Origin of the sequence: Nocardia australiensis (assembly GCF_020733705.1) — a bacterium.
GTDB classification, from domain to species: domain Bacteria; phylum Actinomycetota; class Actinomycetes; order Mycobacteriales; family Mycobacteriaceae; genus Nocardia; species Nocardia australiensis.
The window spans coordinates 1,022,451-1,045,961 of record NZ_JAJFZM010000001.1 but is presented as its reverse complement, the minus strand read 5'-3'; the positions used below and the strand labels follow the sequence as shown (position 1 = coordinate 1,045,961).

At 65.6% G+C, this 23,511-nt stretch carries 24 protein-coding genes; 11 read left to right on the top strand and 13 right to left on the bottom strand.

Going from position 1 to position 23,511, the window contains the following annotated elements; all coding sequences use genetic code 11:
• Positions 1-399 precede the first annotated feature (399 nt).
• Complete coding sequence (locus LKE06_RS04725; protein ID WP_227997382.1) at positions 400-669, top strand: type II toxin-antitoxin system TacA family antitoxin; 270 nt, start codon at positions 400-402, stop codon at positions 667-669.
• 86 nt (positions 670-755) lie between these two features.
• The gene (locus LKE06_RS04720) at positions 756-1,181 is read left to right on the top strand and encodes a GNAT family N-acetyltransferase (protein ID WP_227997381.1); all 426 of its coding nucleotides are present in this window, start codon (positions 756-758) and stop codon (positions 1,179-1,181) included.
• 88 nt (positions 1,182-1,269) lie between these two features.
• On the opposite strand, the gene LKE06_RS04715 is transcribed toward LKE06_RS04720, so the two are convergent.
• From LKE06_RS04715 to LKE06_RS04700, 4 genes are all read right to left on the bottom strand, one after another.
• The gene (locus tag LKE06_RS04715) at positions 1,270-2,145 is read right to left on the bottom strand and encodes a glycosyltransferase family 2 protein (RefSeq protein WP_227997380.1); all 876 of its coding nucleotides are present in this window, start codon (positions 2,143-2,145) and stop codon (positions 1,270-1,272) included.
• Positions 2,146-2,336: 191 nt separating this feature from the next.
• On the bottom strand, positions 2,337-4,307 hold the full coding sequence (locus LKE06_RS04710) for a glycosyltransferase family 39 protein (RefSeq protein ID WP_227997379.1): 1,971 nt from the start codon (positions 4,305-4,307) through the stop codon (positions 2,337-2,339).
• A complete protein-coding gene (locus tag LKE06_RS04705) occupies positions 4,304-5,548 on the bottom strand; it encodes a bifunctional glycosyltransferase family 2/GtrA family protein (RefSeq protein WP_227997378.1) in 1,245 nt (414 codons plus the stop codon). The genes LKE06_RS04710 and LKE06_RS04705 overlap by 4 nt, the downstream gene beginning before the upstream one ends.
• 74 nt (positions 5,549-5,622) lie before the next feature.
• On the bottom strand, positions 5,623-6,276 hold the full coding sequence (locus LKE06_RS04700; protein WP_227997377.1) for an SAM-dependent methyltransferase: 654 nt from the start codon (positions 6,274-6,276) through the stop codon (positions 5,623-5,625).
• 190 nt (positions 6,277-6,466) lie between these two features.
• Between LKE06_RS04700 and LKE06_RS04695 the strand changes: the two genes are divergently transcribed.
• Entirely contained in the window at positions 6,467-7,222 is a 756-nt protein-coding gene (locus LKE06_RS04695) for an SDR family oxidoreductase (RefSeq protein WP_227997376.1), read from the top strand.
• 67 nt (positions 7,223-7,289) lie between these two features.
• A complete protein-coding gene (locus LKE06_RS04690) occupies positions 7,290-8,015 on the top strand; it encodes a TetR/AcrR family transcriptional regulator (RefSeq protein WP_372477282.1) in 726 nt (241 codons plus the stop codon).
• Between the two features lie 196 nt (positions 8,016-8,211).
• Here LKE06_RS04690 and thiD read toward each other — a convergent pair whose 3' ends face one another.
• A complete protein-coding gene (thiD, locus tag LKE06_RS04685) occupies positions 8,212-9,063 on the bottom strand; it encodes a bifunctional hydroxymethylpyrimidine kinase/phosphomethylpyrimidine kinase (protein WP_227997375.1) in 852 nt (283 codons plus the stop codon).
• Positions 9,064-9,151: 88 nt separating this feature from the next.
• On the opposite strand from thiD, the gene LKE06_RS04680 reads away from it, so the two are divergent.
• Positions 9,152-10,300: a GTP-binding protein gene (locus LKE06_RS04680; RefSeq protein WP_227997374.1), complete on the top strand. Its 1,149-nt coding sequence runs from the start codon at positions 9,152-9,154 to the stop codon at positions 10,298-10,300.
• A 107-nt stretch (positions 10,301-10,407) separates the two neighbouring features.
• Here LKE06_RS04680 and LKE06_RS04675 read toward each other — a convergent pair whose 3' ends face one another.
• Both LKE06_RS04675 and LKE06_RS04670 read right to left on the bottom strand, forming a co-directional pair.
• Positions 10,408-11,205 carry a thioesterase family protein gene (locus LKE06_RS04675; protein WP_227997373.1) on the bottom strand — a complete coding sequence of 266 codons (798 nt, stop codon included), beginning with the start codon at positions 11,203-11,205 and terminating at the stop codon, positions 10,408-10,410.
• A gap of 38 nt (positions 11,206-11,243) precedes the next feature.
• A complete protein-coding gene (locus tag LKE06_RS04670) occupies positions 11,244-12,473 on the bottom strand; it encodes a KasA/KasB family beta-ketoacyl-ACP synthase (RefSeq protein WP_227997372.1) in 1,230 nt (409 codons plus the stop codon).
• Between the two features lie 72 nt (positions 12,474-12,545).
• On the opposite strand from LKE06_RS04670, the gene LKE06_RS04665 reads away from it, so the two are divergent.
• Complete coding sequence (locus LKE06_RS04665) at positions 12,546-13,103, top strand: TetR/AcrR family transcriptional regulator (RefSeq protein WP_227997371.1); 558 nt, start codon at positions 12,546-12,548, stop codon at positions 13,101-13,103.
• Between the two features lie 67 nt (positions 13,104-13,170).
• Here the strand turns inward: LKE06_RS04665 and thiC are convergent, their stop codons facing one another.
• The 6 genes from thiC to LKE06_RS04635 form a co-directional block, all read right to left on the bottom strand.
• Entirely contained in the window at positions 13,171-14,799 is a 1,629-nt protein-coding gene (thiC, locus tag LKE06_RS04660) for a phosphomethylpyrimidine synthase ThiC (RefSeq protein WP_227997370.1), read from the bottom strand.
• Positions 14,800-15,082: 283 nt separating this feature from the next.
• Positions 15,083-15,565, bottom strand: coding sequence for a VOC family protein (locus LKE06_RS04655; RefSeq protein WP_227997369.1), 483 nt, complete (start codon positions 15,563-15,565; stop codon positions 15,083-15,085).
• 211 nt (positions 15,566-15,776) lie between these two features.
• The gene (locus LKE06_RS04650; protein ID WP_227997368.1) at positions 15,777-16,403 is read right to left on the bottom strand and encodes a TetR/AcrR family transcriptional regulator; all 627 of its coding nucleotides are present in this window, start codon (positions 16,401-16,403) and stop codon (positions 15,777-15,779) included.
• 128 nt (positions 16,404-16,531) lie between these two features.
• A complete protein-coding gene (locus LKE06_RS04645; RefSeq protein WP_227997367.1) occupies positions 16,532-17,347 on the bottom strand; it encodes an exodeoxyribonuclease III in 816 nt (271 codons plus the stop codon).
• 51 nt (positions 17,348-17,398) lie between these two features.
• Positions 17,399-18,406, bottom strand: coding sequence for an N-acetylglutamate synthase, CG3035 family (locus LKE06_RS04640; RefSeq protein ID WP_227997366.1), 1,008 nt, complete (start codon positions 18,404-18,406; stop codon positions 17,399-17,401).
• The gene (locus LKE06_RS04635; protein ID WP_227997365.1) at positions 18,396-18,986 is read right to left on the bottom strand and encodes a peptide deformylase; all 591 of its coding nucleotides are present in this window, start codon (positions 18,984-18,986) and stop codon (positions 18,396-18,398) included. Before LKE06_RS04635 ends, LKE06_RS04640 begins: the two co-directional genes overlap by 11 nt.
• Positions 18,987-19,172: 186 nt before the next feature.
• On the opposite strand from LKE06_RS04635, the gene napA reads away from it, so the two are divergent.
• The 5 genes from napA (at position 19,173) to LKE06_RS04610 (ending at position 23,508) form a co-directional block, all read left to right on the top strand.
• Positions 19,173-19,529 carry a nucleoid-associated protein NapA gene (napA, locus tag LKE06_RS04630; protein ID WP_227997364.1) on the top strand — a complete coding sequence of 119 codons (357 nt, stop codon included), beginning with the start codon at positions 19,173-19,175 and terminating at the stop codon, positions 19,527-19,529.
• Between the two features lie 34 nt (positions 19,530-19,563).
• On the top strand, positions 19,564-20,106 hold the full coding sequence (locus LKE06_RS04625) for a LytR C-terminal domain-containing protein (protein WP_227997363.1): 543 nt from the start codon (positions 19,564-19,566) through the stop codon (positions 20,104-20,106).
• 129 nt (positions 20,107-20,235) lie between these two features.
• Positions 20,236-20,919, top strand: a complete 684-nt coding sequence (gene sodC, locus LKE06_RS04620; protein WP_227997362.1) for a superoxide dismutase[Cu-Zn] — start codon at positions 20,236-20,238, stop codon at positions 20,917-20,919.
• Positions 20,920-20,932: 13 nt separating this feature from the next.
• Positions 20,933-22,078, top strand: a complete 1,146-nt coding sequence (locus tag LKE06_RS04615; RefSeq protein ID WP_227997361.1) for a glutamate--cysteine ligase — start codon at positions 20,933-20,935, stop codon at positions 22,076-22,078.
• A 68-nt stretch (positions 22,079-22,146) separates the two neighbouring features.
• Positions 22,147-23,508, top strand: coding sequence for a phosphatase PAP2 family protein (locus LKE06_RS04610; RefSeq protein ID WP_372477281.1), 1,362 nt, complete (start codon positions 22,147-22,149; stop codon positions 23,506-23,508).
• The last annotated feature ends 3 nt before the right edge of the window (positions 23,509-23,511 follow it).

Genomic DNA, 23,511 nt, shown 5'->3' with positions numbered 1-23,511 from the left:
CTCGAGCACGCTATTGCCCCCAACCCCCCTTGTCGATCCGTGCACTCCCCACCCAGGAATCATGCCGTGCGAATCTTGGACTCCCCGGCCGGCCGCGCCCGCCGGAGCGTGTCACCGACAAGCCCCCGAGCTACTTCGCGCCGATCCGCTACGAGCTGTTTCGGTGCGACCAGAGCAGGCCGGACTCTCAGACCCTATGTGCCGGATTCATGATCTACCACGTTGTTCGGATCGGCATCGATGAACCTGGCAACTCCGACCTGGTGGTCGATGATCCGGCGCGACCGCATCTATCGGGGTGGCGCATACCGTACATTCACCGTACATTGAAATCATCATCAACGACCACGAACATCCGCCGCGCGGGTTGGTTCCACACCTAGCAACGAGGCAAACGTGATGACAGCGAAAACTGAGCGAGTCGAACTACGCCTGGACAAGGATCTCCAGATCCAGATCCAGGCGGCTGCTGATGCCGTCAACGAACGGCTCAGCGAGTTCATCCGGACCGCCGCTCACGATCGTGCGGATCGTATCCTGGCGCTGTCGAGCCGCACGCTGATGCCCGCCGCCCAGTTCGACGCGATGATGTCGTCGCTCGACGTGGCGGATGAGGCTCCCGCCCTGGCCGAGGCCGCGACCAAGCCTCGTGTCTTCGTCCGCCGGTGAGCTGGATTTCGACGGCGATCACTGTCGACCATAAACTCGATTCGTTCGACTGCGGAAAGCTCGAGTTGAACGGTTGGTTGTGCGGGATGGCGTTGCAGAGCGAGCAGCGCTGGACAAGCCGCACTTACGTGTGGGTGACCGAGTCCGACCCGACGGTGCGTGCCTACTACGCGATCGCGCCGACCACCGTGTTGCGCGACGTCGACGGGCTGTCTCAGGCGCTCTCCTCTGGGATGAGTAGCGTTCCGGCGTTTCTGCTCGCCAAATTCGCGCTCGATCAGTCCCTACATGGCCAGGGGCTCGGCGAGCAGTTGCTCGTGGACGCGGTCACGAAGATGATGGGCGCGGCCCAGACCTCGGGTGGCCGTCTGATCGTTGTCGACGCGATCGACGAGGCGGCGGCCAGCTTTTATGCCCGATACGGGTTCAAGCCTGTTCAGAAGACGCCGAACCGACTGGTGATGAAGATGGCCACCGCGCTGTCCGCGTTCGGTGTGACGTCTGGCCGCTGACGCGCATGACCAACCAGTCGAGTTCGAGTTCGATGTTGACGAAATGGAGGCGTGGACCAAGGGGCGACCCGGACGAGCAGCCGTTCGTCTAGCGGTTCTTCAGCCGCTGGAGCAGCGCGGTCCGTGCCACCGCCACCACACCACGAACGATCAGTCCGGCCGCTACCAACGGCGCGAACACGATCCACGGTGATCCCTTGTGGTAATCGCAGTAGAACCGCAGGGCACTGCGGTGGTGCGAGCGGACTTTCCGGAACGGCGCGGACCGCATACTGCCGCCCTCGCGGTGGCGGATCTCCACGTTCGGGTCAAGTACGACCCGCCACCCACCGCGGTGCATATCGAGGGCCATCTTGGTTTCCTCGAAGTAGAGGAAGTAGCGGTCGTCGAAGCCGCCCACCGCGTCGAATGCCTCGCGTCGAAACAACATGCAGCAGCCGGAAATCCAGTCCACATCGCTGATTTCGGTAACCGACTCGCCGAAGTAACGGCGCGTCGCCGGATTGCCCGGCCAGATACCACCCAGCAGCGCGTGAGCGATGCCGACCGCCAGCGAGGGGAACCGTCGTCCACTCGGGTACGGCTCGCCGTCCAGGCGCGCGATACGTGGCCCGATCATGCCGATCCGTTCATCAGCATTCGCGGTCTCGATCAACGCCGCGATTGAGCCGGGTGCGAGTTCGGTGTCGGGATTGGCGACCAGAATCCACTCCGCGCTGCTCGCCGCGGCGCCCTGGTTGATTGCTGCGGCCAGGCCGACATTTTGAGTGTTGCGGATGACTCGGCCGCCGAATTCTTCGACGATATCGGCGCTGCGGTCGGTAGAGACGTTGTCGATGCCGATCACGTCAACGGCGTACGGCTCCACTGCCGCCGGAAGGGTCTCCAGGAATCCGGGTAGATCCTCAGCGCTCTGGTAGGTGACCAGGACCAAGCCGACCGTCTTCTCATCCGAGCTGGGCATGTCGGCGAACCTATCACCCCTTCGGGCCACGCCGCGCTGTCGGCGACGGCACCGACCGTCGTGCGCGGTCAACCACGCGGATTTGTGCGCAGTGCGCGCGGTGCACAGCAACCTGATGTCGTAAAACATTCCAGGAGAGCATGATTCGCCCGGCTGTGGAAGCCGGGCGAATCGCTGTGCGGGACTGTGGATCAGTGTTTCGGGGTCAGGTCGTAGAGCGTGACACCGTCTACCTCGGTGGCGGTGAAGGTTTCCTGGATCCACTGCGTTATCTGCGCGCTGGTCGAGGTGCTGGAGGAGCCCGGTCCGCTGTGGCTGCCGCCGATGAAGTAGTGGATTTTCCCTTGGGCCACATACTGTTTGAACTGGTCCAGGGTGGGGGATGGGTCGCTGCCGTTGAAACCGCCGACGGGCATTACGGGTAGTTGGGCGGCCAGTTGGAAGCCGGCGGCGCTGTTGGAGCCGACGGCGGCGGCTGCCCAGGTGTAGTCAGCGCTGTTGGTTTTCAGCAGCGTCACCACCTGGTCGCTCGGGTTGCGGGCCATGAGCATATTGCCCGCTCCGCCCAGCATTCCGTCTTCGCCGCCTCGGCCGTTCGCGCTGCCGCCCGGCATACCACCCGCGCTATTGGGCGGCCCGCCCATCCAGAACGCCCCCTCGCCTCCCGGCGGCCGATGCCCCAACATTCCGCCGGTGTGCGGCCCGGCGGTCGGGATCGCGCCCGCGTGCCCGGTGGCGATCGTGTTGATGGTGTAGGCGACCGGTCCGGCCAAACCGGTGCATGCGACGGCCAACGCGACGACCGCCGAAACCCTCCGAGGCGCGGGAAACGCCAGTGTGATCGTCGCGAGCACGCCGACAACCAGCACCGCCCACCGCAGCCACGGCACGAAACTCGCGCTGCGCGACAACAACATCCACGCAGTCGCGGTGGTCAACCCCACCGCGAGAGCGAACGCCAGCCGCACCCACAACCGCCGCCGCTCCCGCCAAAGCAGCACCGCACCCGCGCCGACCAGCGCGGCAATGGCCGGGGCGAGCACCACCGTGTAGTACTGGTGGAAAATGCCCGCCATGAAACTGAAGACCAGCCCGGCCACCAGCAGCCAACCGCCCCAGAGGATCAGCGCGGCACGTTGCCGATCGGTACGAACAGCCTTGCCGCGCAGCAAAATTCCTGCCATGAGCGCCACCAGAGCGGCGGGGATGAGCCAGGCGATCTGCCCACCCTGCGCGGGTTCGAACATGCGGGTGATGCCGGTATTGCCCCACATCCCACTGCCACCCGGCGGTAGTTCGCCACCGCGGCCGACACTGCCGTGCTCATGACCGTTCAAGCGGCCGAGCCCGTTATAGCCGAGGGTCAACTCCAGAATCGAGTTGTTCGCCGAACCACCGATCCACGGCCGCGACGACGCGGGCCACAGCTCCACGATCAGCAACCACCAACCCGCTCCGACGATCATGGCTGCCCCCGCCGCCAGCAACTGCCACACTCGTTTGCCGAGCTGCCGCGGACCGGCGATCAGATAGGTCAGCGCCAGTGGCGGCACCACAAGTAGCACCTGCAATTGTTTTGTGAGGAACCCGAATCCGATCAGTACACCGGTGAGCACCAACCATCGTGTGCGCCCGTCTTCGACCGCCCGCGTCATCGCCCACGCGGCGGCCACCATCAGGAACACCAGCAGCGCGTCGGGGTTGTTGAACCGGAACATCAGCGCCGCAACCGGAGTCACCGCCAGCGCCAGCCCGGCCAGTAGCCCGGCGGCCGGGCCGAACGGCCTGCGTACCGTCGCCCACAGCAACGCCACCGTCGCGACCCCGAGCAGCACCTCGGGCACCAGAATGCTCCAGCTGTTGAGCCCGAAGGCCCGTACCGACAGCTCCATCAGCCACAGTGACGCGGGCGGTTTGTCGACGGTGATCGAATTGGCCGCGTCCGACGAGCCGAAGAAGAATGCCTTCCACGACTGCGAACCCGCTTGCACCGCAGCGGAATAGAATGAATTCGCCCAGCCGCTCGAACTGAGATCGCACAGGTAGGCGGCAGCGGTGCCGATCAAAAGCAACGCCAACGCGGGGTATTCCCAGCGGGTTTCGCGTTTGCGGGGTGGCTGCGCAGATGTCGCCGGCGGCGCGGTGGTCAGTGTGGTCGTCATCGAAGCTTTCCTGCCTCGGCGCGGCTGCCGGGATTGCGGAAGACCCAGCGCAATCCGACGAACCGAATCGACGTCGCGATCAGATTTGCCAGCACCAATACGAACAGTTCGAGGTGGACCGCCGCGCCGGGCGCCCAATGATGTAGCGCGAAAAGCGATCCGCTGGTCAACGCCAGCCCGGTGCCGAAGATCACCAGGCCCTGGAACTGGTGTGTCACCACACCGCCGGACCCGCGCACACCGAAGGTGAAGGCCCGATTGGCCGCCGTATTACCCACGGCGGTAATCAACAGCGCGAAGAAGTTCGCGGGTTGTGCGCCCAGAAACGATTGCAGGACAACATAAAGCAGCAGATAGGCCAGGGTGCTCAACACCCCGACAATGGCGAATCGCACCAACTGCCCGACCATGCCGAGCGGTACCCCGGCCACCAGCGGCTCGCGCCCGAGCGCCTGGCGTAGCTCATCCAGCGGCAGCGCGCCGGTGGCCAGCGCGCCAGCGAGCCTGCCGATGCCGCGCAGGTCTTTACGCGCGGTATCGACGATGTCGACGCGACTGTCGGGATCATCGATCCAGTCGACCGGCACTTCGTGAATTCGCAGTCCGGTCCGTTCCGCGAGCACCAGCAGTTCGGTATCGAAGAACCACTCGCCGTCGCGAACCAGCGGAAGCAGCCGGCGCGCCACTTCGGTGCGCATTGCCTTGAATCCGCACTGCGCATCCGAAAAATGCGCCTGTAGTGAGGCTTTCAGCAGCAGGTTGTAGCAGCGGGAGATGATCTCGCGCTTGGGTCCGCGCACCACCCGCGACGACGCACTCAATCGGGTGCCGATGGCCAGATCGGAATGACCCGTGATCAACGGTGCTACCAGCGGCAGCAGCGCATTCAGGTCGGTGGACAGGTCGACGTCCATATAGGCGACGACCTGGGCATCGGAACTCTCCCATACGTTGCGCAACGCCCGGCCGCGCCCCTTGGCGTCCAGGTGCACTACTCGCACGTCGTCCAGTTCGTCGGCGAGTAGCCGCGCGACCTGCATGGTGTCGTCGGTACTCGCATTGTCGGCGATGGTGATGCGCGCCGGGAACGAAAACCCGTCACGAAGGTATTCGTGCAGGCGACGCACGCACATCCCGAGGTCGGTTTCCTCGTTGAATACGGGAATCACGACATCCAGGACGGGCGTGGTCACCGTATCGGTCGGTTCCGCCCGGTGCGCGGCGGTCGCGGTTTCGGTCATGATGACCACCTTCGGCAACCGCGCTGGCGTGCAGCTGGGGCCCAGCTGGGAGGTTCCTGGGAACCGCGCCGCGACTACCGGACGCGCCGAATCCGCAGCACGGTGTCGCTTCGGCTGCCGATCTGTCCCTCCGGTCCGGTCATTTCCCGCTCTACTTCATCCGCCGTCTCGACCTGCCACGCTTCTGGAGCGAGTTCGAGCCCATCGATGACCTCCGGAATGGTCGGAAAGTGCACATCGGTCGGCGGGTGCTCGACATGTTCGGCGAACTTCGGCCAGCCCGCGTGTGACCCGATCACCAGCACGCCGCCGGGCCCCACCGCCGCCGCGGCCCGGCGCAGCGCCGTGATCCGCTCGTCTTTCCGCTCGACGGGGGAGTGGAAGAACTGTGCCGAGACAAGATCGAACGATCCACTCGGAAAGGAATGTGCGAGATCGTGTTCCGCCCACGTAATGCGATCCCCGACACCAGCTTCTCGCGCATGTTTTGCGGCGCGGTGCAGCGCCGTTGCGGAGACATCGACCGCGGTGACCTGCCATCCCTGCCTGGCCAGCCAAACGGCATCCCCGCCTTCCCCGCAACCGAGGTCGAGCGCGCTACCCGGCGTCAGCCCGGCGACCTCGCGTACCAGCAGCGGGTTGGGGTTACCGGTCCAGATCTGGTCACGGTCTCGATAGAACTCCTCCCAATAGTGTGCGGCTGTGCTGGACTCGGAGGTCTCGGTCATCGCGTCGGGCTCCTGTCGTTGTCGCGGTCATCCACCGTTGCCGATGATGGCCACCCGGGTGCCCGATTGGCAAGATTTGTTGCCATTTCGGCAAATTTTCATACCGCCGTCACAGATTTCTCGCGCGCATCGTCGTATAAGCAGCAAGCCGAAGCCGGGACCGACCCCGGCCGCAACGATCGGAGAGGCCATGTCGAACATCCTGCTCACCGGCGGCACCGGCACGCTGGGCAGCCACGTGACGCCATTGTTGCTCGAAGCGGGCCACCGGGTTCGGATACTCAGCCGTAGCGCGCGCGACGGTGTCGCCGGCATCGAATACGTGACCGGTGATCTATTGAAGGACGAGGCGGTCGCCGAGGCGGTTGCCGGTGTCGACACCATCGTGCATCTCGCGGGCGGCCCCAAGGGCGATGAGGTCGCGACCCGCAACCTGGTGCGAGCCGCGGCAGGCGCTGGCACCTCGCACTTCGTGCACATCTCGGTCATCGCCGCGGACGCGATTCCGGTGGGGTACTACAGGTCGCGCATCGGCGCGGAGCGGGCCGTCATCGAATCCGGTGTGCCGCACACGATTCTGCGTGCCGCCCAGTTCCACGACTTGATTTTGACCGTCGCGCGAGCGATGTCGAAGATGCCGATCATCCCGGCCCCGAAGACAGTCCGGTTTCAGCCGGTGGACTCGCGCGAGGTGGCCGCGCGGCTGGTGGAACTGGCCGATGGTGGACCGGTCGGCCTGGTCGCGGACCTCGCGGGCCCGACCGTGTACGCGATGCCGGAGCTGCTGCGCGGTTATCTGCGGGCCGCCGGGAAAAGCCGTCCGCTGGTTTCGCTGCGGGTGCCGGGCAAGATCGGCAAGGCATACCGTTCGGGCGCCAACCTGAATCTCGGAGCCGATACGGGCAAGCGCACCTGGGAAGACTTCCTGGTCGAGCAGTTGGGGTGAGCGACCGCGGTCTAACGGCGTCGCGATCCGGTCGGTCGGCGAGTCGGTGGTTGGTACGGTCGTTTTCGTGACGCAACGCGGCCGGAAGATGGACGAGGCGCCGCCCAAGCGCGTCGATGCTCGCACCGAGCGGTGGCGCGAGCATCGCAGGAAGGTCCGCGACGAGTTCGTCGACGCGGCCTTCCGCGCGCTCGACAAGTTCGGTCCCGAAGTGAGCATGGGCGATATAGCGAAGGAAGCGGGCGCGGCAAAGCCCAAGCTGTACCGGCATTTCGAGCACAAGACCGATCTCTACAACGCCATCGTCGACCGGATCCGAGACATGCTGTGGGAGCGGATCATCTCCAGCATCGACCTCACCCACGACTCGGCGCGTGAACTGGTGCGCCGCGGCGCGGCCGAGTATGTGCTTGTGGTGACCGAGCACCCCAATGTCTTCCGCTTCATGCTGCATGGTCACTTCACCCAGCAGGCCGATGACTCCGAGCGTGCGCTGCAATCGGCTCGTCAATCGGCCAAGCGGGCGGCCGACCTGTTCGCCGGACTGGTGGACGACAAGTCGGTTGAGGTGGCCAGCATCGAACTGGTCAACTACTCGGTCTTCGGTGCCGTCGCCTCGGCCACCGATTGGTGGCTCGGCGCGAACCGGGTCGAGGCCAATGCCATGCCGATCGAAAAGTTCGTCGCGTACCTGGCCGAGATCATTTCGGCGCTCGTCGAGGCCAACGCTCGCCTCAATGGCATCGTCATCGAAGCGGATCTACCACTGCACCTTGCCTTTTCTACCGCATAGCTTCCGGCGACCATCGGTGCCGCCGACCGCGTGCGCGCCGCTGCGGTCGGCCGCCGCATTCACCTGAACCACGCTGTTCGAGTCGGGCCGCCGCATCGAGGCCAACCGTGTTTTGCGACAGGTTCAGTATGAACCGGCCCACCGACAGAAACGCTCGCCGGAGGCTTGCCGATCACGCCATCCCGGGTCGCCCTGATCAGCCGTCGCGGTCGGTGAGCCGCCACAGCGGCGACACCGGACCGTGGCCGGCGCCGAGATCGTAGGACGCGGCCAGGCAGCGGTAGGTCCATTCCTTCGCGAAGTCGACGGCATCCGGCACCGAATAGCCATTGGCCAGCGCGCACGCGATGGCGGCGGCGAGGGTGTCACCGCCGCCGTGGTCATTGCCCGTGCCGATGCGAGGCGCGGTGAATTCGAGGAATCGCTCGCCGTCGAACAGCAGATCGGTGCTGACTTCCGAGGCGCGCAGGTGACCGCCCTTGACGATCGCCCACTGCGCGCCGAGCGCGTGCAACGCCTCGGCGGCGCGACGCGCCGAACCGTCGTCAGTCACGGTGATACCGGTAATCAGCCGGACCTCGTCGAGATTCGGCGTCACTACCGTGGCAAGAGGGATGAGCGTGTGCCGCACCGCGTCCAATGCCTCCGCGTGCAACAGCGGATCGCCGTGCATGGATGCCGCCACCGGGTCGACGACCAGCGGAATGGTCCCGTCGCGTCCGATGCCCACTTCGCGGCAGACCCGGGCGACGGATTCGATGATGGCGGTCGAGGCCAGCATCCCGGTCTTGGCGGCGTCGATACCGATATCGCCGACCACCGAACGCACCTGGTCGGCGACGATCTGCGGCGGAATCTCGTGGAAGCCGCTCACCCCCACCGAGTTCTGCACGGTCACCGCCGCCACCGCGACACACGCGTGTACTCCGCACAGTGCCATCGTGCGCGAGTCGGCTTGGATTCCGGCACCGCCGCCGGAGTCGGTCCCGGCAATGGTGAGTACCCGCACGGGAGTCTGTCCCTGGGGCGGTAGCGGCAGCAATTTCACATCCCAGACCCTACGACGTCGCGGCCGCGCCGAGTCGGGACGCACACCCGGAACCCCTCTCGTAAATGAAAACCATTATCATTTAGTCGTGACTACTTCCTCGTCCGCTGAATTGCTGCCCGTTACCGTGCTATCCGGCTTCCTCGGCGCCGGAAAGACCACGCTGCTCAACCACATCCTGGCCAATCGGGAGGGGCGCCGCGTCGCGGTCATCGTCAACGACATGAGCGAAGTCAATATCGACGCCGCCCTTGTCGCGGGCCAAGGGCATCTCGATCGCACCGAGGAGAAGCTCGTCGAGCTGACGAATGGCTGCATCTGCTGCACGCTGCGAGAGGACCTGATCGAAGCGGTGGGCCGCCTCGCTCGCGAGGGCAGATTCGATCAGCTGGTGATCGAGTCCACCGGCATCTCCGAGCCCATGCCCGTGGCGGCGAGCTTCGACTGGGAATTCGAGGACGGGTTCAAACTCGGCGATATCGCGCGCCTGGACACCATGGTGACGGTAGTCGACGCGTCCACCTTCCTCACTGAGGTCGCTCGGGGGCAGGCACTGGCCGACCGGAATCTGCAAGCGGGTGCGGGCGACGAACGAACCATCGCCGATCTGCTGGTGGATCAGGTGGAATTCGCCGACGTGCTGTTGGTCAACAAAACCGATCTGGTGAGCGACACCTCCGCAGGCGCGGTGGAAGCCACAGTGCGACGGCTCAATCCGCGAGCACACGTGCTGCGCATCGAACAGGGCCGCGTCGAGCTGGGCGAGGTGCTCGGTACCGGCCGCTACAACCCGGTGGTCGCCGCCGAGGCCGAGGGCTGGGAGGAGGAGTTGGCGGGCGGCCACACTCCCGAGGCGGAGGAGTACGGCATCCGCAGCCTGACATACACCGCCGACCGTCCCTTCCATCCGGCACGATTGTCCGACGCGCTGGAGCGGATGCGAGGTTTGTTGCGCAGCAAGGGCTTTTGCTGGATCGCCAGCCGCCCCGGACTGGCCGCGATCTGGTCGCAAGCCGGCCCGAACCTGGTCTTCGAACCGGCGGCGTGGTGGTCGTCGCTGGACGTGCCCGCCGGACAAGAGATCGTCTTCATCGGCGTGAAACTCGACAGCGCCCGGGTTCGCGAACTACTCGACGCCGCGCTGCTCAACGACACCGAACTCGCTGCGGGGCAATCGGAATGGGTCGCCTACCCCGATCCCTTCCCGGCCTGGGGCGCAGTGCACGAACACGCCTGAGTGACGCACCACGCCCCCGCACTCCGGGAATCGGGGCGCGGGGGCGGGACTGTTCAGCCACTTCCCGCTGCGGGCGAATTCGCCTGGCGGTGGCGACGGAAGTGAACCTAACGCCCGCGCGGCGCCAACAGGAGGGTTTGGGTGCTGCGGCCCAGCGGTCCTTTGTCATCGAATAGTGCGGATTCCGCGAGGCCGATGCCGTGTGGTTGGGGGTGAGTGTTGGCGTCCAGGCAGACCCATTCGCCCACCGGCTGGCGGTGCAGGGTGACGGTGAGGTCGGTATTGATGAACAGATAGCGCGACCAGTCCAGCACCGAGCTGACCCCATTGCCGGAGTCGGCGGCGGCCAGCGCGCGCTCCAAGGGGCTCGGGGTGGTGCCCGCGACGATCGGATATTTGATCCGAATCCAGCAAACGGCCGGGCCCGGCTCGGTGAATGAGCCGGTGACGAAACGATATTCGGTTCCGGTGTGGAAGCCGACCGCCTGCGCGGACGGAAACACCGATGGCACCGCCTGATCGGGGCCTGGGCGGTTGCCCGACGGAACGATCTGCGCGGGCAATTCGAGTTCCGGCTCGGCCCGCCGCAGTCGCCAGGCATTGGCCTTCATGACCGGGCCATGATCGCTCGACAGCGTCGCCTCGATGAGTTCCACGCTGCGCCCCGGCCGGGTGACCTGGGCGGTGACCGTCAAAGGTGCCAGTGGTATCGGACCGAGGATCTCCACTGCGACCCGGCCGACCTGAAAGCCCTCCCGTGGTTCGCACCGTTCGATGACATGCCCGAGCAATGCCGATGGCGGTCCGGCATGCTGTGCGTCCGGCGACCACGGGCCACGGGTGAGTTCGGTTGAGACGAACCGGTCCGGGTTGCTCGGATCCGGGAGGTAGAAAGCATCGGCCACGTGCTCCGACGCTACCCCTGGCCGCCGCGTGGGCCCCGCTAGGCCCGGCCGAAGGCGAGAGCGACGTTGTGCCCGCCGAAACCGAATGAGTTGTTGAGCGCGTAGTCGATCCGTTGCGTGCGTGGCGAACCCGCGACAACATCGAGCTCGAAGGCCAGATCCTGATTGTCGAGATTCAAGGTGGGCGGCACGATCTGTTCGCGCAGGGTCAGCAGGGTAAGGATTGATTCGAGCGCGCCGACCGCGCCGACCGAATGGCCCAGCGCGGACTTCGGCGCGTACACCGAGGCGTCCGGGGTGACCGCCATAATGGCATTGGCCTCCGACGCATCGCCGATCGATGTCGAAGTGGCGTGTGCATTGACGTGCTGTATGTCCGAAACCTGGAGTCCGGCAGTGCCTATCGCCTTGCGCATAGCGCGCGCGGCACCGATGCCTCCCGGGTCCGACGCGACGATGTGGTAGGCATCCGAGGTTATTCCGGCACCGAGCACCCGACCGTGGATGTGCGCCCCTCGGGCTCGGGCGTGCCGCTCGGATTCGAGCACCATCAGTGCCCCCGCCTCGCCGAAGACAAAGCCGTCGCGATCTCGATCGAACGGCCGCGACGCGCGTTCCGGTTCGTCGTTACGTGTGCTCAGTGCGCGCATCATCGCGAAACTCGCGATCGGCACCTCGTGGATATGGCCCTCCACGCCACCGGCGACGACCATGTCGGCCTCGCCGGTGGTGATCAGCCGCCAGGCGTGCGCAATCGCCTCTGAGCCCGACGAGCACGCCGATACCGGGGCGAAAACCCCTGCCTGCGCGCCTATTTCGAGCCCGACGGTCGCGGCGGGCCCATTGGGCATCACCATTGGCACCGACATCGGCGACACCTTGCGGTAGCCGCCGCCGCGCATCGCGTCGACCGCGTTGATCAACGCGTCACCACCGCCGAGGCCGGTGCCGATCGCGACGGCAAGCCGTTGTTTATCGACTTCGGGCTCGCCCGCATCGCTCCAGACCCGGCGTCCGAGTACCAGGGCCATCTGCTCGACATAGGACAGTCGCCGCTGTTCGACGCGCGTCAGTTGCGCGCCAGGGCGTGTCTTCAGCTTTCCGCCGATCCGCACCGGCAGGTCGTATTCGGCGACGAAGTCGTCGTCGAGCACGCCGATGCCGGTGTGACCCCGTAACAGCTCGGTCCAGGTCGCGTCGGCGTCATCGGCGAGCGAGGTGGTCGCGGCATAGGCGGTGACCACGACGCAGTCGCGAGCCGAGGACATGTCCCGAGTTTCTGAAGCGATTGTTACAGTCACGATGTTATGAATACCTGTAGCGATCGCTACAGTCAACCCATGGCTCGCCCACTCGACCACGCCAAACGCGCCGAACTCCTGGCCAACGTCGTGCGATACATCGCCGATTACGGACTGGCGGACCTGTCATTGCGCCCATTGGCCGCCGAACTCGGCACCAGCTCCCGCATGCTGATCTACTACTTCGGCACCAAAGAGGAGATGCTCGTTCAGGCGCTCAGTACCCAACGCCCGGATATCGCGGAGCTATTCGCGGGGGTGTCCGATGCGGTCGAGCTGCGCGCGCGGTTGCGCGAGTTCACCATGGCGAACATCTCGGGCCCGGCCGCGACAAGCGTGCGCGTGATGTTGCAGGTCGTCGCCGCCGCGTGCGCCCCGCACAGCCCGTATGCCGACTACGCGAACGCGGCCATCGCGACATTCGTCGGCGCACTCGCCGACGCACTGCGTCGCATCGAATCGATCGATGACCCGGAAGCCGTTGCCACGCTGTTGATTTCCGGCCTACGCGGCATAATCCTGGACCGCCTGATCACCGGCGACATCGACCGTACCGACCGCGCCGCCAACCGCCTCATCGAACAGGCCGTGCGCTGACAAGGCTCGGCCTTGTGAATCCGGCCGTTGTGACCCGCCGGGTCGGAGCCCGGCGGGTCGATCGAGCCTAGGAAACCACCGGCAGGTAGACCTTATTGCCGGTGTCGGCGAACTCGGCGGACTTCTCGGCCATACCGGCCTCGATCGCCTCCACGTCGGTGAGGCCCTGCTTTGCCGCGTACTCGCGGACATCCGCCGAGATGCGCATCGAGCAGAATTTCGGGCCGCACATGGAGCAGAAGTGTGCGGTCTTCGCGGGCTCGGCGGGGAGGGTTTCGTCGTGGTATTCGCGAGCCGTGTCGGGATCCAATGACAACGCGAACTGGTCGTGCCAGCGGAATTCGAAACGCGCCTTGGACAATTCGTTGTCGCGGTCTTGCGCGTGCGGGTGTCCCTTGGCCAGGTCGGCGGCGTGTGCGGCGATCTTGTAGGTGATCACGCCGACCTTGACGTCATCGCGGTTGGGCAGACCCAGATGCTCTTTAGGAGTGACATAACAGAGCATCGCTGTGCCGGCCTGGGCGATGATCGCGGCGCCGATGGCCGAGGTGATGTGGTCGTAGGCGGGCGCGATATCGGTGGCCAGCGGGCCGAGGGTGTAGAACGGCGCCTCCTCGCACAACTCCTCTTCCAGCCGCACGTTCTCCACGATCTTGTGCATAGGCACATGGCCTGGACCTTCGATCATCACCTGTACGCCATGGGATTTCGCGATCTTCGTCAGCTCGCCGAGGGTCCGCAGTTCGGCGAACTGGGCCTCGTCATTGGCGTCGGCGATGGAACCTGGCCGCAGGCCGTCGCCGAGGGAGAAGGTCACGTCGTAGCGCGCCAGAATCTCGCAGAGTTCGGCAAAGTTGGTGTACAGGAACGATTCCTGGTGATGGGCCAGGCACCACGCGGCCATGATGGAACCACCGCGCGAGACGATGCCGGTGACGCGCTTGGCGGTCAGCGGGACATACCGCAGCAGCACGCCCGCGTGCACGGTCATATAGTCGACGCCCTGCTCGCACTGCTCGATCACGGTGTCGCGGTAGATCTCCCAGGTGAGCGCGGTCGGATCGCCGTTCACCTTCTCCAGCGCCTGGTAGATGGGCACCGTTCCGACCGGGACGGGGGAGTTGCGCAGGATCCATTCACGTGTCTCGTGAATATTCTTGCCGGTGGACAGATCCATGATGGTGTCGGCGCCCCAGCGGGTTGCCCACACCATTTTCTCGACTTCCTCTGCGATGGAAGAGGATACGGCCGAATTGCCGATATTCGCGTTGATCTTCACCAGGAACTTTTTGCCGATGATCGTCGGCTCCAACTCCGGGTGCTTATGGTTGGCGGGTATTACCGCGCGGCCCGCGGCTACCTCGTCGCGCACCAGTTCCGCGTCGAGGCCCTCGCGTGCGGCGATGAAACGCATCTCCGGGGTGATGGTGCCCTGGCGTGCCCAGGCGAGTTGGGTCGGTGGACCGTCGAGCGCGGGCTTGGTCCAGCCGTCGCGCAGCTTCGGTAGCCCGACCTCGAGGTCGATGGTGGCGGTGTCGTCGGTGTACGGACCGGAAGTGTCGTACACGTCGAAGTGGTCACCATTGGTCAGGTTGACCCGGCGCACCGGAATGCGCAGGTCATCGACCTCGTGATAGTGCTTGACGCTGCCTTCGATGGGACCGGTGGTCACGGTTTCGACAGGTGTCGTCGTCATGGAATTCCTCCCTACGCCGGCATTACCCGGTCAGGTTCATACGGTCGACGGCCCTGACGCCACGAATGGCTAGCCGTCCTCTCAGCCCGCTGGTGCGAGCCCCCGTTGGCGGTATGAATTTTTTCCCGCTCGACCATACCCGCCCACCCCAAAAGCCCGCCGATCCGCGCGAGTGCCACTACCTCGGCGCATGAACCTGTCGGACACCCGGTGGCGGAACCCGACCCAACTGCGGGTATCCGGTTCGCGACACTGCGTGTCCGACAGGCCGGGCAACGACCCGTCAGGCCGACTTGCCGTCGTAGGCGTCGCGCATTGCTCGCAGGTCGATCTTCTTCATGGCGAACATGGCGGCGGCCGCTCGGTTTACCGCCGCGCGGTCGGGGCCCGTCAGGATTTGGTCGGCTTCGGCGGGCCAGATTTGCCACGGGACGCCGTATTTGTCGTTGAGCCAACCACATTGAACCTCCTCGCCGCCGTCCGCGAGCAGCGCCGACCACAGTCGATCTACCTCGTCCTGGCTATCGCAGTTGACCAGTAGCGACATGGCGTGGGTGTAGTTGTATTCGCCGCCGCCGTTGATCGCGGTGAATTTTTGGCCGTTTAGTTCGAAGTCGACGAGCATGGTTGTTCCGGCTTCGCGCGGCCCGGCTTCGGTGTACGGCACGACATTGGTGACCTTCGAGTCCTCGAACAGCGAACAGTAGAACTCGGCGGCTTCTTCGGCCTGGGTGTCGTACCAGAGGTTCGTGACGATCTTCTGCATGAGAGTCCTTCCGGTAGCTGCTGCTGCCTGCATCAATGCAGACGATTCGGGAACCGGGAATTCATCGCGAAGCAGGCGGCTCGGTCAGCGTTCGGGTGGGCCGATCGGAAATCCCAGCGCCCCGAGCGCGGCCCCTGTCATATTCAGTTCCGGCGGATAGGTCGGCCGCATTTCCGCCGACCAGCCGCCGCGCATACCGGTGTCGGTGCGATCAGGCGTGCCGAAGGGCGCGATGTACCGCCGAGCCGACGAAGGCGCCCAGGTCCTGCGGTGTCCAATCGTTCGCGCCTTCGAGCAGGGTGCGCACCGCGCTTTCACCCGCGGACACCCACAGCTCCACCAGGACGGGTAGCTTCCGCTCGGCATCGTCGGTACCCCATGCGCGCAGGGTCGGTCGCAGCAAGGTGGTGCAGCGTTCGATGGCCAGCCTGCGGCTGCGGCCGAACGAATCAGAGACGGCCGGATCGGGATTGCCATAGAGCAGCCGCCAGGCGTCGGGGCGTCGCGCGGCTTGCTCGAGTAGCGCGCGGAAGCCGTCGATGAATACCGTCTCGCCCGCATCGACGTCGCGGGGCGGCAGCACCTCCTGTAGGCCGCCGATCAGATGCTTCTCCTCGCGCTGGATCAGGGTCTCGATCAGCTCGACACGATCGCCGAAGCAGGCGTACACCACCGGGCGGGTCACATTCATGCGGTCCGCGACGGCGGCCATCGTGACCGCGGCGACCCCACTCTCGACGGCGATTGCCAGGGCGGTGTCGAGCACCTGCGGTCTGCGGCGTTCGGGCCCGAGATGCTGTGCCCGCTGCCGTGGCCACACGGCCGAATCGCTACCCATGAGCAGCAACGATATCAGCGCGGTAACCGAGTTCCCGCAGGTCTTAGGGCCGAAAGGTGATCTCGTTTACGCGTCGGCGCGTCGGCCGTGCCGCCCGATCGCGCGCGTCGAACCGATGGCGCTGTCGGTCAATCGGTGAATTCGGCGATGACCGGTGCGTGGTCGCTGGCGCCCTTGCCTTTTCGTTCCTCCCGATCGACCACGGCGTCTTGCGCGCGGGAGGAGAGCGCGGGGGAGGCCAGGATGAAGTCGATGCGCATGCCTTCCTTCCGAGGGAAGCGCAGCTGGGTGTAGTCCCAGTAGGTGTAGACGCCGGGACCGGGGGCGAAGGGGCGCATGACGTCGGTGTAGCCGGTGCCGACTATGGCGTCGAACGCATCGCGTTCCGGTTGGGAGATGTGGGTCTTGTCGGCGAAGTATTCGACCGACCAGACATCATCGTCGGTCGGGGCGATATTCCAGTCGCCGACCAGGGCGATCTGGGCCTCGGGATCATCGGCGAGCCAGCGGGCGCCGTTATCGCGCAGGGCGGCAAGCCATTCCAGCTTGTAGGTGTAATGCGGATCGGTCAGCGCGCGGCCGTTGGGGACATATAGGCTCCAGACCCGAATACCGCCGCAGGTAGCGCCGAGCGCACGCGATTCGACGACGGGCGTGCTGATCAGCGACTCGCCAGCATCCTTGTCGAAACCGGGCTGGCCGGGGAAGGCGAGCTCCACATTCTCCAGACCGACGCGCGAAGCGATCGCCACCCCGTTCCACTGGTTCACCCCGAGGTGGGCGACCTCATAGCCGAGCTCGTCGAAGCGCTCGAACGGGAATTGATCGTCGCGGCACTTGGTTTCCTGCATCGCCAAGACGTCGATGTCCTGGCGATCGAGGAACTCCGCGACCCTATCGAGACGGGAGCGGATCGAATTGATGTTCCAGGTCGCGAGACGCAAGATTCTTCCTTCGCAATGGGTGTGGGTCCGTTGTACCGCAGGACGATCGATTCAGTGAATGCCCTCCGGTGCGGCGTACCGATAGCTGTGATGTTCGAGGAAACCGAGCTCGCGATACATCGCGAGGGCCGCGGTATTGCCGGCTTCGACCTGGATGTAGGCGTGTGTCGCGCCACGGGTGTGGCCCCAGCGGATCAGCTCCGCGCAGACCAGCGAACCGAGGCCGTGCCTGCGGTGTTGCGCGCCGACCGCGACGCATGTGAGTCCGATCCAGTGACGGCCGTCGGGTGCGGTGGTCAGCGCGCCGCGTCCGATCGCGATCGGACGCGGCAGGCCGAGTGAGGCGAACCCGAGCTCGCCATCCTGTACGGCGGTCAGTACCTCCGGTACCGGCACCGGGGCCGAAACCTGTTGCGCTGCGGGGTCTTCACCACGAAAACGATGCATTTCCAACCAGGCGGCGTCCGGGGCGGAACTCACCCGCACCATCGACGGTCCCTGCGGGAGCACGAAGGTATCGATATCGATGCCGAGCACGATGGTCTCGTTCCAGGTGTGCCAGCCCGGCGGTGCGGGCGCGAGACGATCGGGCAATTGCAGTTGCAGCGGCAGCCCATGCGCGGTGAACCACTCGCCGACGCGACGCAGCGTGTCCGGGTCGAGCGCGGCCGGTCCCTCGGAATTACCCAGCGGCACAGCGGAATTCGCACGTCCGGTGTATCCCTGTCCGGCACGCACCAGCCAGCCGTCGATCCACTCGTGTTCGATTCCCGGCCAGCCATTGGCCGCGGCGGTTTCCAGCGCCCGGATCTCCCTGGTGCGAATCGGCCTCGCCCCCACCGGTTTCAGCGCCACCACCCGATCCGCGGCGACCGAAACGACCTGCCCGTCCGCCGATCGCACGGTCGGCGGATCCAGCGAAACGAGCTCGCCGATCACATCGGTCAACGGCTGTGGATAACCCGAGGGAAGCCGATACCGCAGCACCACGCGGTGCCCGAGGGGGATGTCCGGCAGCGGGGCCGCCGACTCGTCGGGCCGCTGCGTATCAGTCGTCATGTCCGAACGGATCGGCAACCGTGCCGGGAATCCAGCTCAGGCCGGGCACACCCCAGCCCTGCCGTTTGATCGTCTTCTTTGCCGCACGCGCATTGCGGCCGACCAGCACGTCGACGTAGAGGAACCCGTCGAGATGGCCCACCTCGTGCTGCAGCATGCGCGCGAAGAAGCCCTTGCCCTCGATATCGACCGGATCGCCCTGCTCATCGGTGCCGGTGACGCGCGCCCAATCGGCCCGGCCGGTGGGGAACTGCTCCCCGGGCACCGACAGGCAACCCTCTTCGTCGTCATCGGGATCCGGCATGCCTTCGGGAATCTCGGAGGTTTCCAGCACCGGGTTGACCACCGCGCCCTTACGGCGGGTGGCCTTGCCGTCCGCGCTGACATCGGGGCAGTCGTAGACGAATAGCCGCAGCCCCACCCCCACCTGGTTGGCGGCGAGGCCGACGCCATTGGCCGCGTCGAGCGTCTCGTACATGTCCGCGATCAGCTCGGCCAGCTCGGCCGGCGACTGGGTGACCCGTTCGGTCGGGTTGTGCAGAACGGGGTCGCCGACGATCACGATGGGAAGGACTGCCATAGCCCAATTATTGCGGGCGGGCCGGACGGCGGAACGTGAGGGTGTGATGCACTGGCCGACACGCGTTGCCGACTGGTAGCGAACACGCCGTGACGAACATCCAGCAATCCCAAGAGCCCGTGGTTGAATATTCCGCGACGTATGAGCATCATTTTTCGTCTGGTGATTACTCGGCGAGGGAGCAAGATGGACGGCGCAGCGGCACGAAATCTTTCCGCGATCCAGGGCAGCCCTTCCGCGAGCGAAGATGCGACGGTCGGAGACTCGGCGCACAGCGGCGACGGTGACGGTGACGGTCTCAGCCGTCGTGAACGCGAGATCCTGGACTTCGAGCGGAAGTGGTGGAAGTACGCCGGAGCCAAGGAAGAGGCAATTCGCGAACTGTTCGGCCTGTCGCCGACCAGGTATTACCAGGTGCTCAACGCGGTAGTGGACCGGCCGGAGGCGCTTGCCGCTGATCCGATGCTGGTGAAACGGCTGCGTAGGCTGCGGGCGAGTAGACAGAAGGCCAGGGCGGCGCGGCGGCTCGGCTTCCAAGTATGAGCTCATCGCCGGAATTGAGACTAGGGTCGAGCAGGTGAGCTACCCGAATCCAACCTCCGGCGGAGCGCCGCTGCGAGCGCTGGCGATGGTGTTGATCGCGCTGGCGATTGTCTTCGCAGGTCTCGGTGCGATGTCGTTGTCGAGTTCCGACGCCGAAACAACGGACGCGAGCGGGTCGGACACCAATACGGCGACAGCATTGCCGTCGGCGACCTCTACCGTGGTCCAGACCACGACTGAGGAGACGACCGCGTCCACCACAACCACCACCTCGCCGACGACCACCACGGCCGCGGCGAGTCACGACCTGCCGGTTCGGGTTTTGAACAACAGCCTCGTCGTCGGTTTGGCGTCGCGGACCGCGAACCAGCTCACCGACAGCGGCTGGACGATCGCGGGCGTCGGGAACTTCACTGGCGAAAATGTGGCGAAAACGACTGTGTTCTATGGCAGTACGCCCGGTGAGCATGAGGCGGCAACGGAGATCGCCGAGGAACTCGGCGCCACCGCGGTGGCGCGCAGTACCGGAGCCGGTGACTCGGGTTCCGGAGTGACCGTTGTTGTCACGGGTAACTGAGGTCTGAGGCCGGCAGCTGTCCGGCCCGGTCACTCCCGCGACATCGCGGGCGTGGCATCATCTTGTCCGGTAACGAACCTGTCCACCGAGCTTTACTCGTAAACTCGGTACTCGTAAAGGAGTTCCACGATGGCCTCGTCTACAACTCGTCGCCCGTCCTGGCGGATTGTTACCCCGGTGCTTGCGGTCGCGGTCTTCGGCCTCGCCGCATGTTCCAACAGTGAGCAAGCGAGCGATGTCCAGGGAACAACGCCGCCCGTGTGGACCGGTACGTCCGCTCCGGCAGGCGAATCCGGCACCGAGCACGGCAGCCCAGAGGGCAACTCCGGCATGAAAGTTGACCTGAAGGATCCCGTGGGTTCCTCCGTCGGCACCGCCAATATCGTCCAGGACGGCAGCCACCTGCAGATCACCGTCGAGGCGCACGGCCTGCGGCCCGGCTTCCACGGTCTGCACTTCCACCAGGTCGGCAAGTGCGAGGCCAACTCGGTCGCACCCACCGGTGGCCCGGCGGGTGATTTCCTCTCCGCCGGCGGGCACCTACAGGTCGGCGGTGCGACCTCGCACCCGGCCAGCGGTGACCTGACCTCGCTCGAGGTACGCAACGATGGCACCGCCAAGCTGGTCACCACCACCGACACGGTGTCGCTCGACGACATCAAGGACAAGGCGCTGATGATTCACGCCGGGGCCGACAACTTCGGCAACATCCCCACTCGCTACCTCCGCGCCGACGGCGCCGCCGGGCCGGACGAGGCCACGCTGGCAACCGGTGACGCGGGCGGCCGCGTCGCCTGCGCCGTCATCCAGTAGGCACGGTGCCGATATGGCCGGGGCAGGAATCGAGCGGGTTCCCTTCGAAGGTTCGCCCCGGCCGACTATCGGCGTCGAATGGGAGATCGCGCTAGTCGACAAGGTGACCCGTGATCTGTCGAATACGGCTGCGGCTGTGTTCGATTCGGTCGGCGATCTGCGCGCCTACGACGGCACGCCGCAGGTCACCAAGGAGTTGCTGCGTAATACCGTCGAATTGGTTACCGGGGTGCACAACACTGTCGCCGAGGCGGTCGACGATCTGAGCGGCACCATGAATGCCGTTCGCCGCGCCGCCGATCCGTTGGGCGTTGATCTGTTTTGCGCCGGTACGCATCCGTTCGCGCAGTGGTCGGCGCAGCAGTTGACTCGCTCGCCGCATTACGACGAGCTGATCGAGCGGACCCAATGGTGGGGACGCCAGATGATGATCTGGGGCGTGCACGTGCACGTCGGAGTTTCCCACCGGGACAAGGTCTTTCCGATCCTGAACTCGATGCTGCTCGCGTATCCGCATCTGCTCGCGCTGTCAGCGTCCTCGCCGATGTGGGCCGGTGCGGATACCGGATACGCCAGCAATCGGACGTTGATGTTCCAGCAGTTGCCGACAGCGGGCCTGCCGTTCCAATTCGAAAACTGGGCGCAATTCGAGCATTTCGTGCACGACCAGATGAAGACCGGGGTATTCGAGCAGCTCGGCGGGATGCACTGGGACATTCGGCCCGCACCGAGGTGGGGCACCATCGAGGTGCGGATATGTGACGGTATTTCGACCCGCGCGGAGCTGGCGGCGATGGCGGCGTTCATCCACTGCCTGATCGTGGATCTCGATCAACGCGTCGAGAACGGCGAGCTGCTGCCGTCCCTGCCGCCCTGGCATGTGCAGGAGAACAAATGGCGGGCAGCCCGTTACGGGCTCGACGCCATCGTCATCGTGGATGCGGAGGGCGACGAGCGGTTGGTCATCGATGATCTGACCGATCTGCTCAACCGCTTGGAGCCGACGGCCCGGCGGCTCAGGTGCGCGGACGAGCTCGGGTTTGTCGCGGAGATTCCGGAGCGAGGTGCGTCGTATCAGCGCCAGCGCAAGGTCGCGGCGGCGGCCAACGGCGACCTGATCGCGGTGGTTGACTCGCTGGTCAAGGAGCTGAACCAGTAGGTTTTCACCGTCCGAAGGTCGACTGACGTTCAGTTGGCCAGCGGGGTGGCGTTCATCCCCCGTTTACTATGGTCGACGTGCTTGTCGAAGACCCGGGGGCCAGCGTCGGAAATGCGCCAACGCGGATGCGTGTCAGGCATGCCCGGGTGTGGGTGGCACTCGGTGTCGCCGCCGTGCCGATCCTGCTGATCGCCCTCCAGATCGTGGCCGTCGGTCAGGGGTTCGAGGGGCCGCTGGAGAGTCTCTGGAGCGACTACGCCGGGACACCGAAATCCATGTCGGTGCCGTGGGCGGGTTTGGTACTCGCCCTGGTCGGTATTTCGATGCGGCACCGCGTCATTGCCCTCGGCGCGGCCGTGGCCATCGATGTGGTGTGCGCGGGTGTGCGGCTGCTGGCCGGGGAGCCGTTCGGTCTCGGTAACGGTCCAGTGATCGTGCTGACCGGTCTCGCGCTGTTCGCCTGGCTGCGCTGGAGCGGAACCGAGCGACGCAACGCATTGCACGCCGCCGCCATGGGCGCGTTGCTGATCTTGGCGACCAAGGTCGGTGACGTCTGGCTGAATGTCACCGTGCTGACCCGTCCGATGGTGTTCGACGAGTACGTGATCCTCGCCGACCATGCCCTCGGCGACCCGTCGTGGGTGATGGGCCGGGTGGTCGACGCGCTCGGACCGGCGGTGTACGCGGTGCTGCACTGGGTTTATATCGAATTGCCGGTCGCGGCGATTGTCGTCGCGGCGTGGCAGTTGCGCAGGGTGGTTCCTACCGGGCAGTGGCCGAGTCACTATCTGGTGCGGACGTTTCTGATGCTCGGTCTGCTCGGGCCGGTCATCTACGTGATCTTCCCGGTGGTCGGTCCGATGTTCGCGTTCGGCGCGGACGGCCACGGCCTACAGGTCGGCAATTTCTGGCCGGGTGTGCTGCCTCCGATCGACCGCAATCCGGCGCCGCTGCCGTTCGATGCCTTCACCCCGCGCAATTGCATGCCGTCCATGCATACCGCGTGGGCGCTGTCGGTATTCCTGCATACCCGCCGCGACATCACCGGCGAGCGGGCCCCGGTCTGGTTGCGCTGGGGCGGCGCGTTCTGGCTGCTCGCCACGTTGACCGCGACGCTCGGCTTCGGCTATCACTACGGCGTCGATCTGGTCGCGGGTGCGGTGCTCTGCCTCACCGTCGAATCGGCGTTGCGCGAACCCGAGCGCGGCTGGGGGCTGGTGCGCGTCCGGTTGGTTGCCTTCGGCGTCGCGATCCTCACTGGGCTACTGATCTCCTACCGTTACCTCGCCGTCCCGATGGCCGAGTACCCGGTGCTGGCTGGCACTGTTGTGCTCGCGCTGCTGGCGGCGATGGCCGCGGCCTTCCACGCGACGTGGTTTGCCAAGTGGCCCGCACAAACGGACGAGTCGCTCGCCCCGTCGGTGGCCTGACGC

Coding starts and splice junctions, on each gene's coding strand:
- LKE06_RS04695 (WP_227997376.1), top strand. CDS start 6,467: ATGTCGAACATCCTGCTCACCGGCGGCACCGGCACGCTGGGCAGCCAC.
- napA (WP_227997364.1), top strand. CDS start 19,173: ATGGACGGCGCAGCGGCACGAAATCTTTCCGCGATCCAGGGCAGCCCT.
- LKE06_RS04710 (WP_227997379.1), bottom strand. CDS start 4,307: ATGACGACCACACTGACCACCGCGCCGCCGGCGACATCTGCGCAGCCA.
- LKE06_RS04715 (WP_227997380.1), bottom strand. CDS start 2,145: ATGCCCAGCTCGGATGAGAAGACGGTCGGCTTGGTCCTGGTCACCTAC.
- LKE06_RS04640 (WP_227997366.1), bottom strand. CDS start 18,406: ATGACGACTGATACGCAGCGGCCCGACGAGTCGGCGGCCCCGCTGCCG.
- LKE06_RS04610 (WP_372477281.1), top strand. CDS start 22,147: ATGGTCGACGTGCTTGTCGAAGACCCGGGGGCCAGCGTCGGAAATGCG.
- LKE06_RS04650 (WP_227997368.1), bottom strand. CDS start 16,403: ATGGGTAGCGATTCGGCCGTGTGGCCACGGCAGCGGGCACAGCATCTC.
- sodC (WP_227997362.1), top strand. CDS start 20,236: ATGGCCTCGTCTACAACTCGTCGCCCGTCCTGGCGGATTGTTACCCCG.
- LKE06_RS04665 (WP_227997371.1), top strand. CDS start 12,546: ATGGCTCGCCCACTCGACCACGCCAAACGCGCCGAACTCCTGGCCAAC.
- LKE06_RS04615 (WP_227997361.1), top strand. CDS start 20,933: ATGGCCGGGGCAGGAATCGAGCGGGTTCCCTTCGAAGGTTCGCCCCGG.
- LKE06_RS04725 (WP_227997382.1), top strand. CDS start 400: ATGACAGCGAAAACTGAGCGAGTCGAACTACGCCTGGACAAGGATCTC.
- LKE06_RS04635 (WP_227997365.1), bottom strand. CDS start 18,986: ATGGCAGTCCTTCCCATCGTGATCGTCGGCGACCCCGTTCTGCACAAC.
- thiC (WP_227997370.1), bottom strand. CDS start 14,799: ATGACGACGACACCTGTCGAAACCGTGACCACCGGTCCCATCGAAGGC.
- LKE06_RS04655 (WP_227997369.1), bottom strand. CDS start 15,565: ATGCAGAAGATCGTCACGAACCTCTGGTACGACACCCAGGCCGAAGAA.
- LKE06_RS04670 (WP_227997372.1), bottom strand. CDS start 12,473: ATGTCCTCGGCTCGCGACTGCGTCGTGGTCACCGCCTATGCCGCGACC.
- LKE06_RS04720 (WP_227997381.1), top strand. CDS start 756: ATGGCGTTGCAGAGCGAGCAGCGCTGGACAAGCCGCACTTACGTGTGG.
- LKE06_RS04700 (WP_227997377.1), bottom strand. CDS start 6,276: ATGACCGAGACCTCCGAGTCCAGCACAGCCGCACACTATTGGGAGGAG.
- LKE06_RS04705 (WP_227997378.1), bottom strand. CDS start 5,548: ATGACCGAAACCGCGACCGCCGCGCACCGGGCGGAACCGACCGATACG.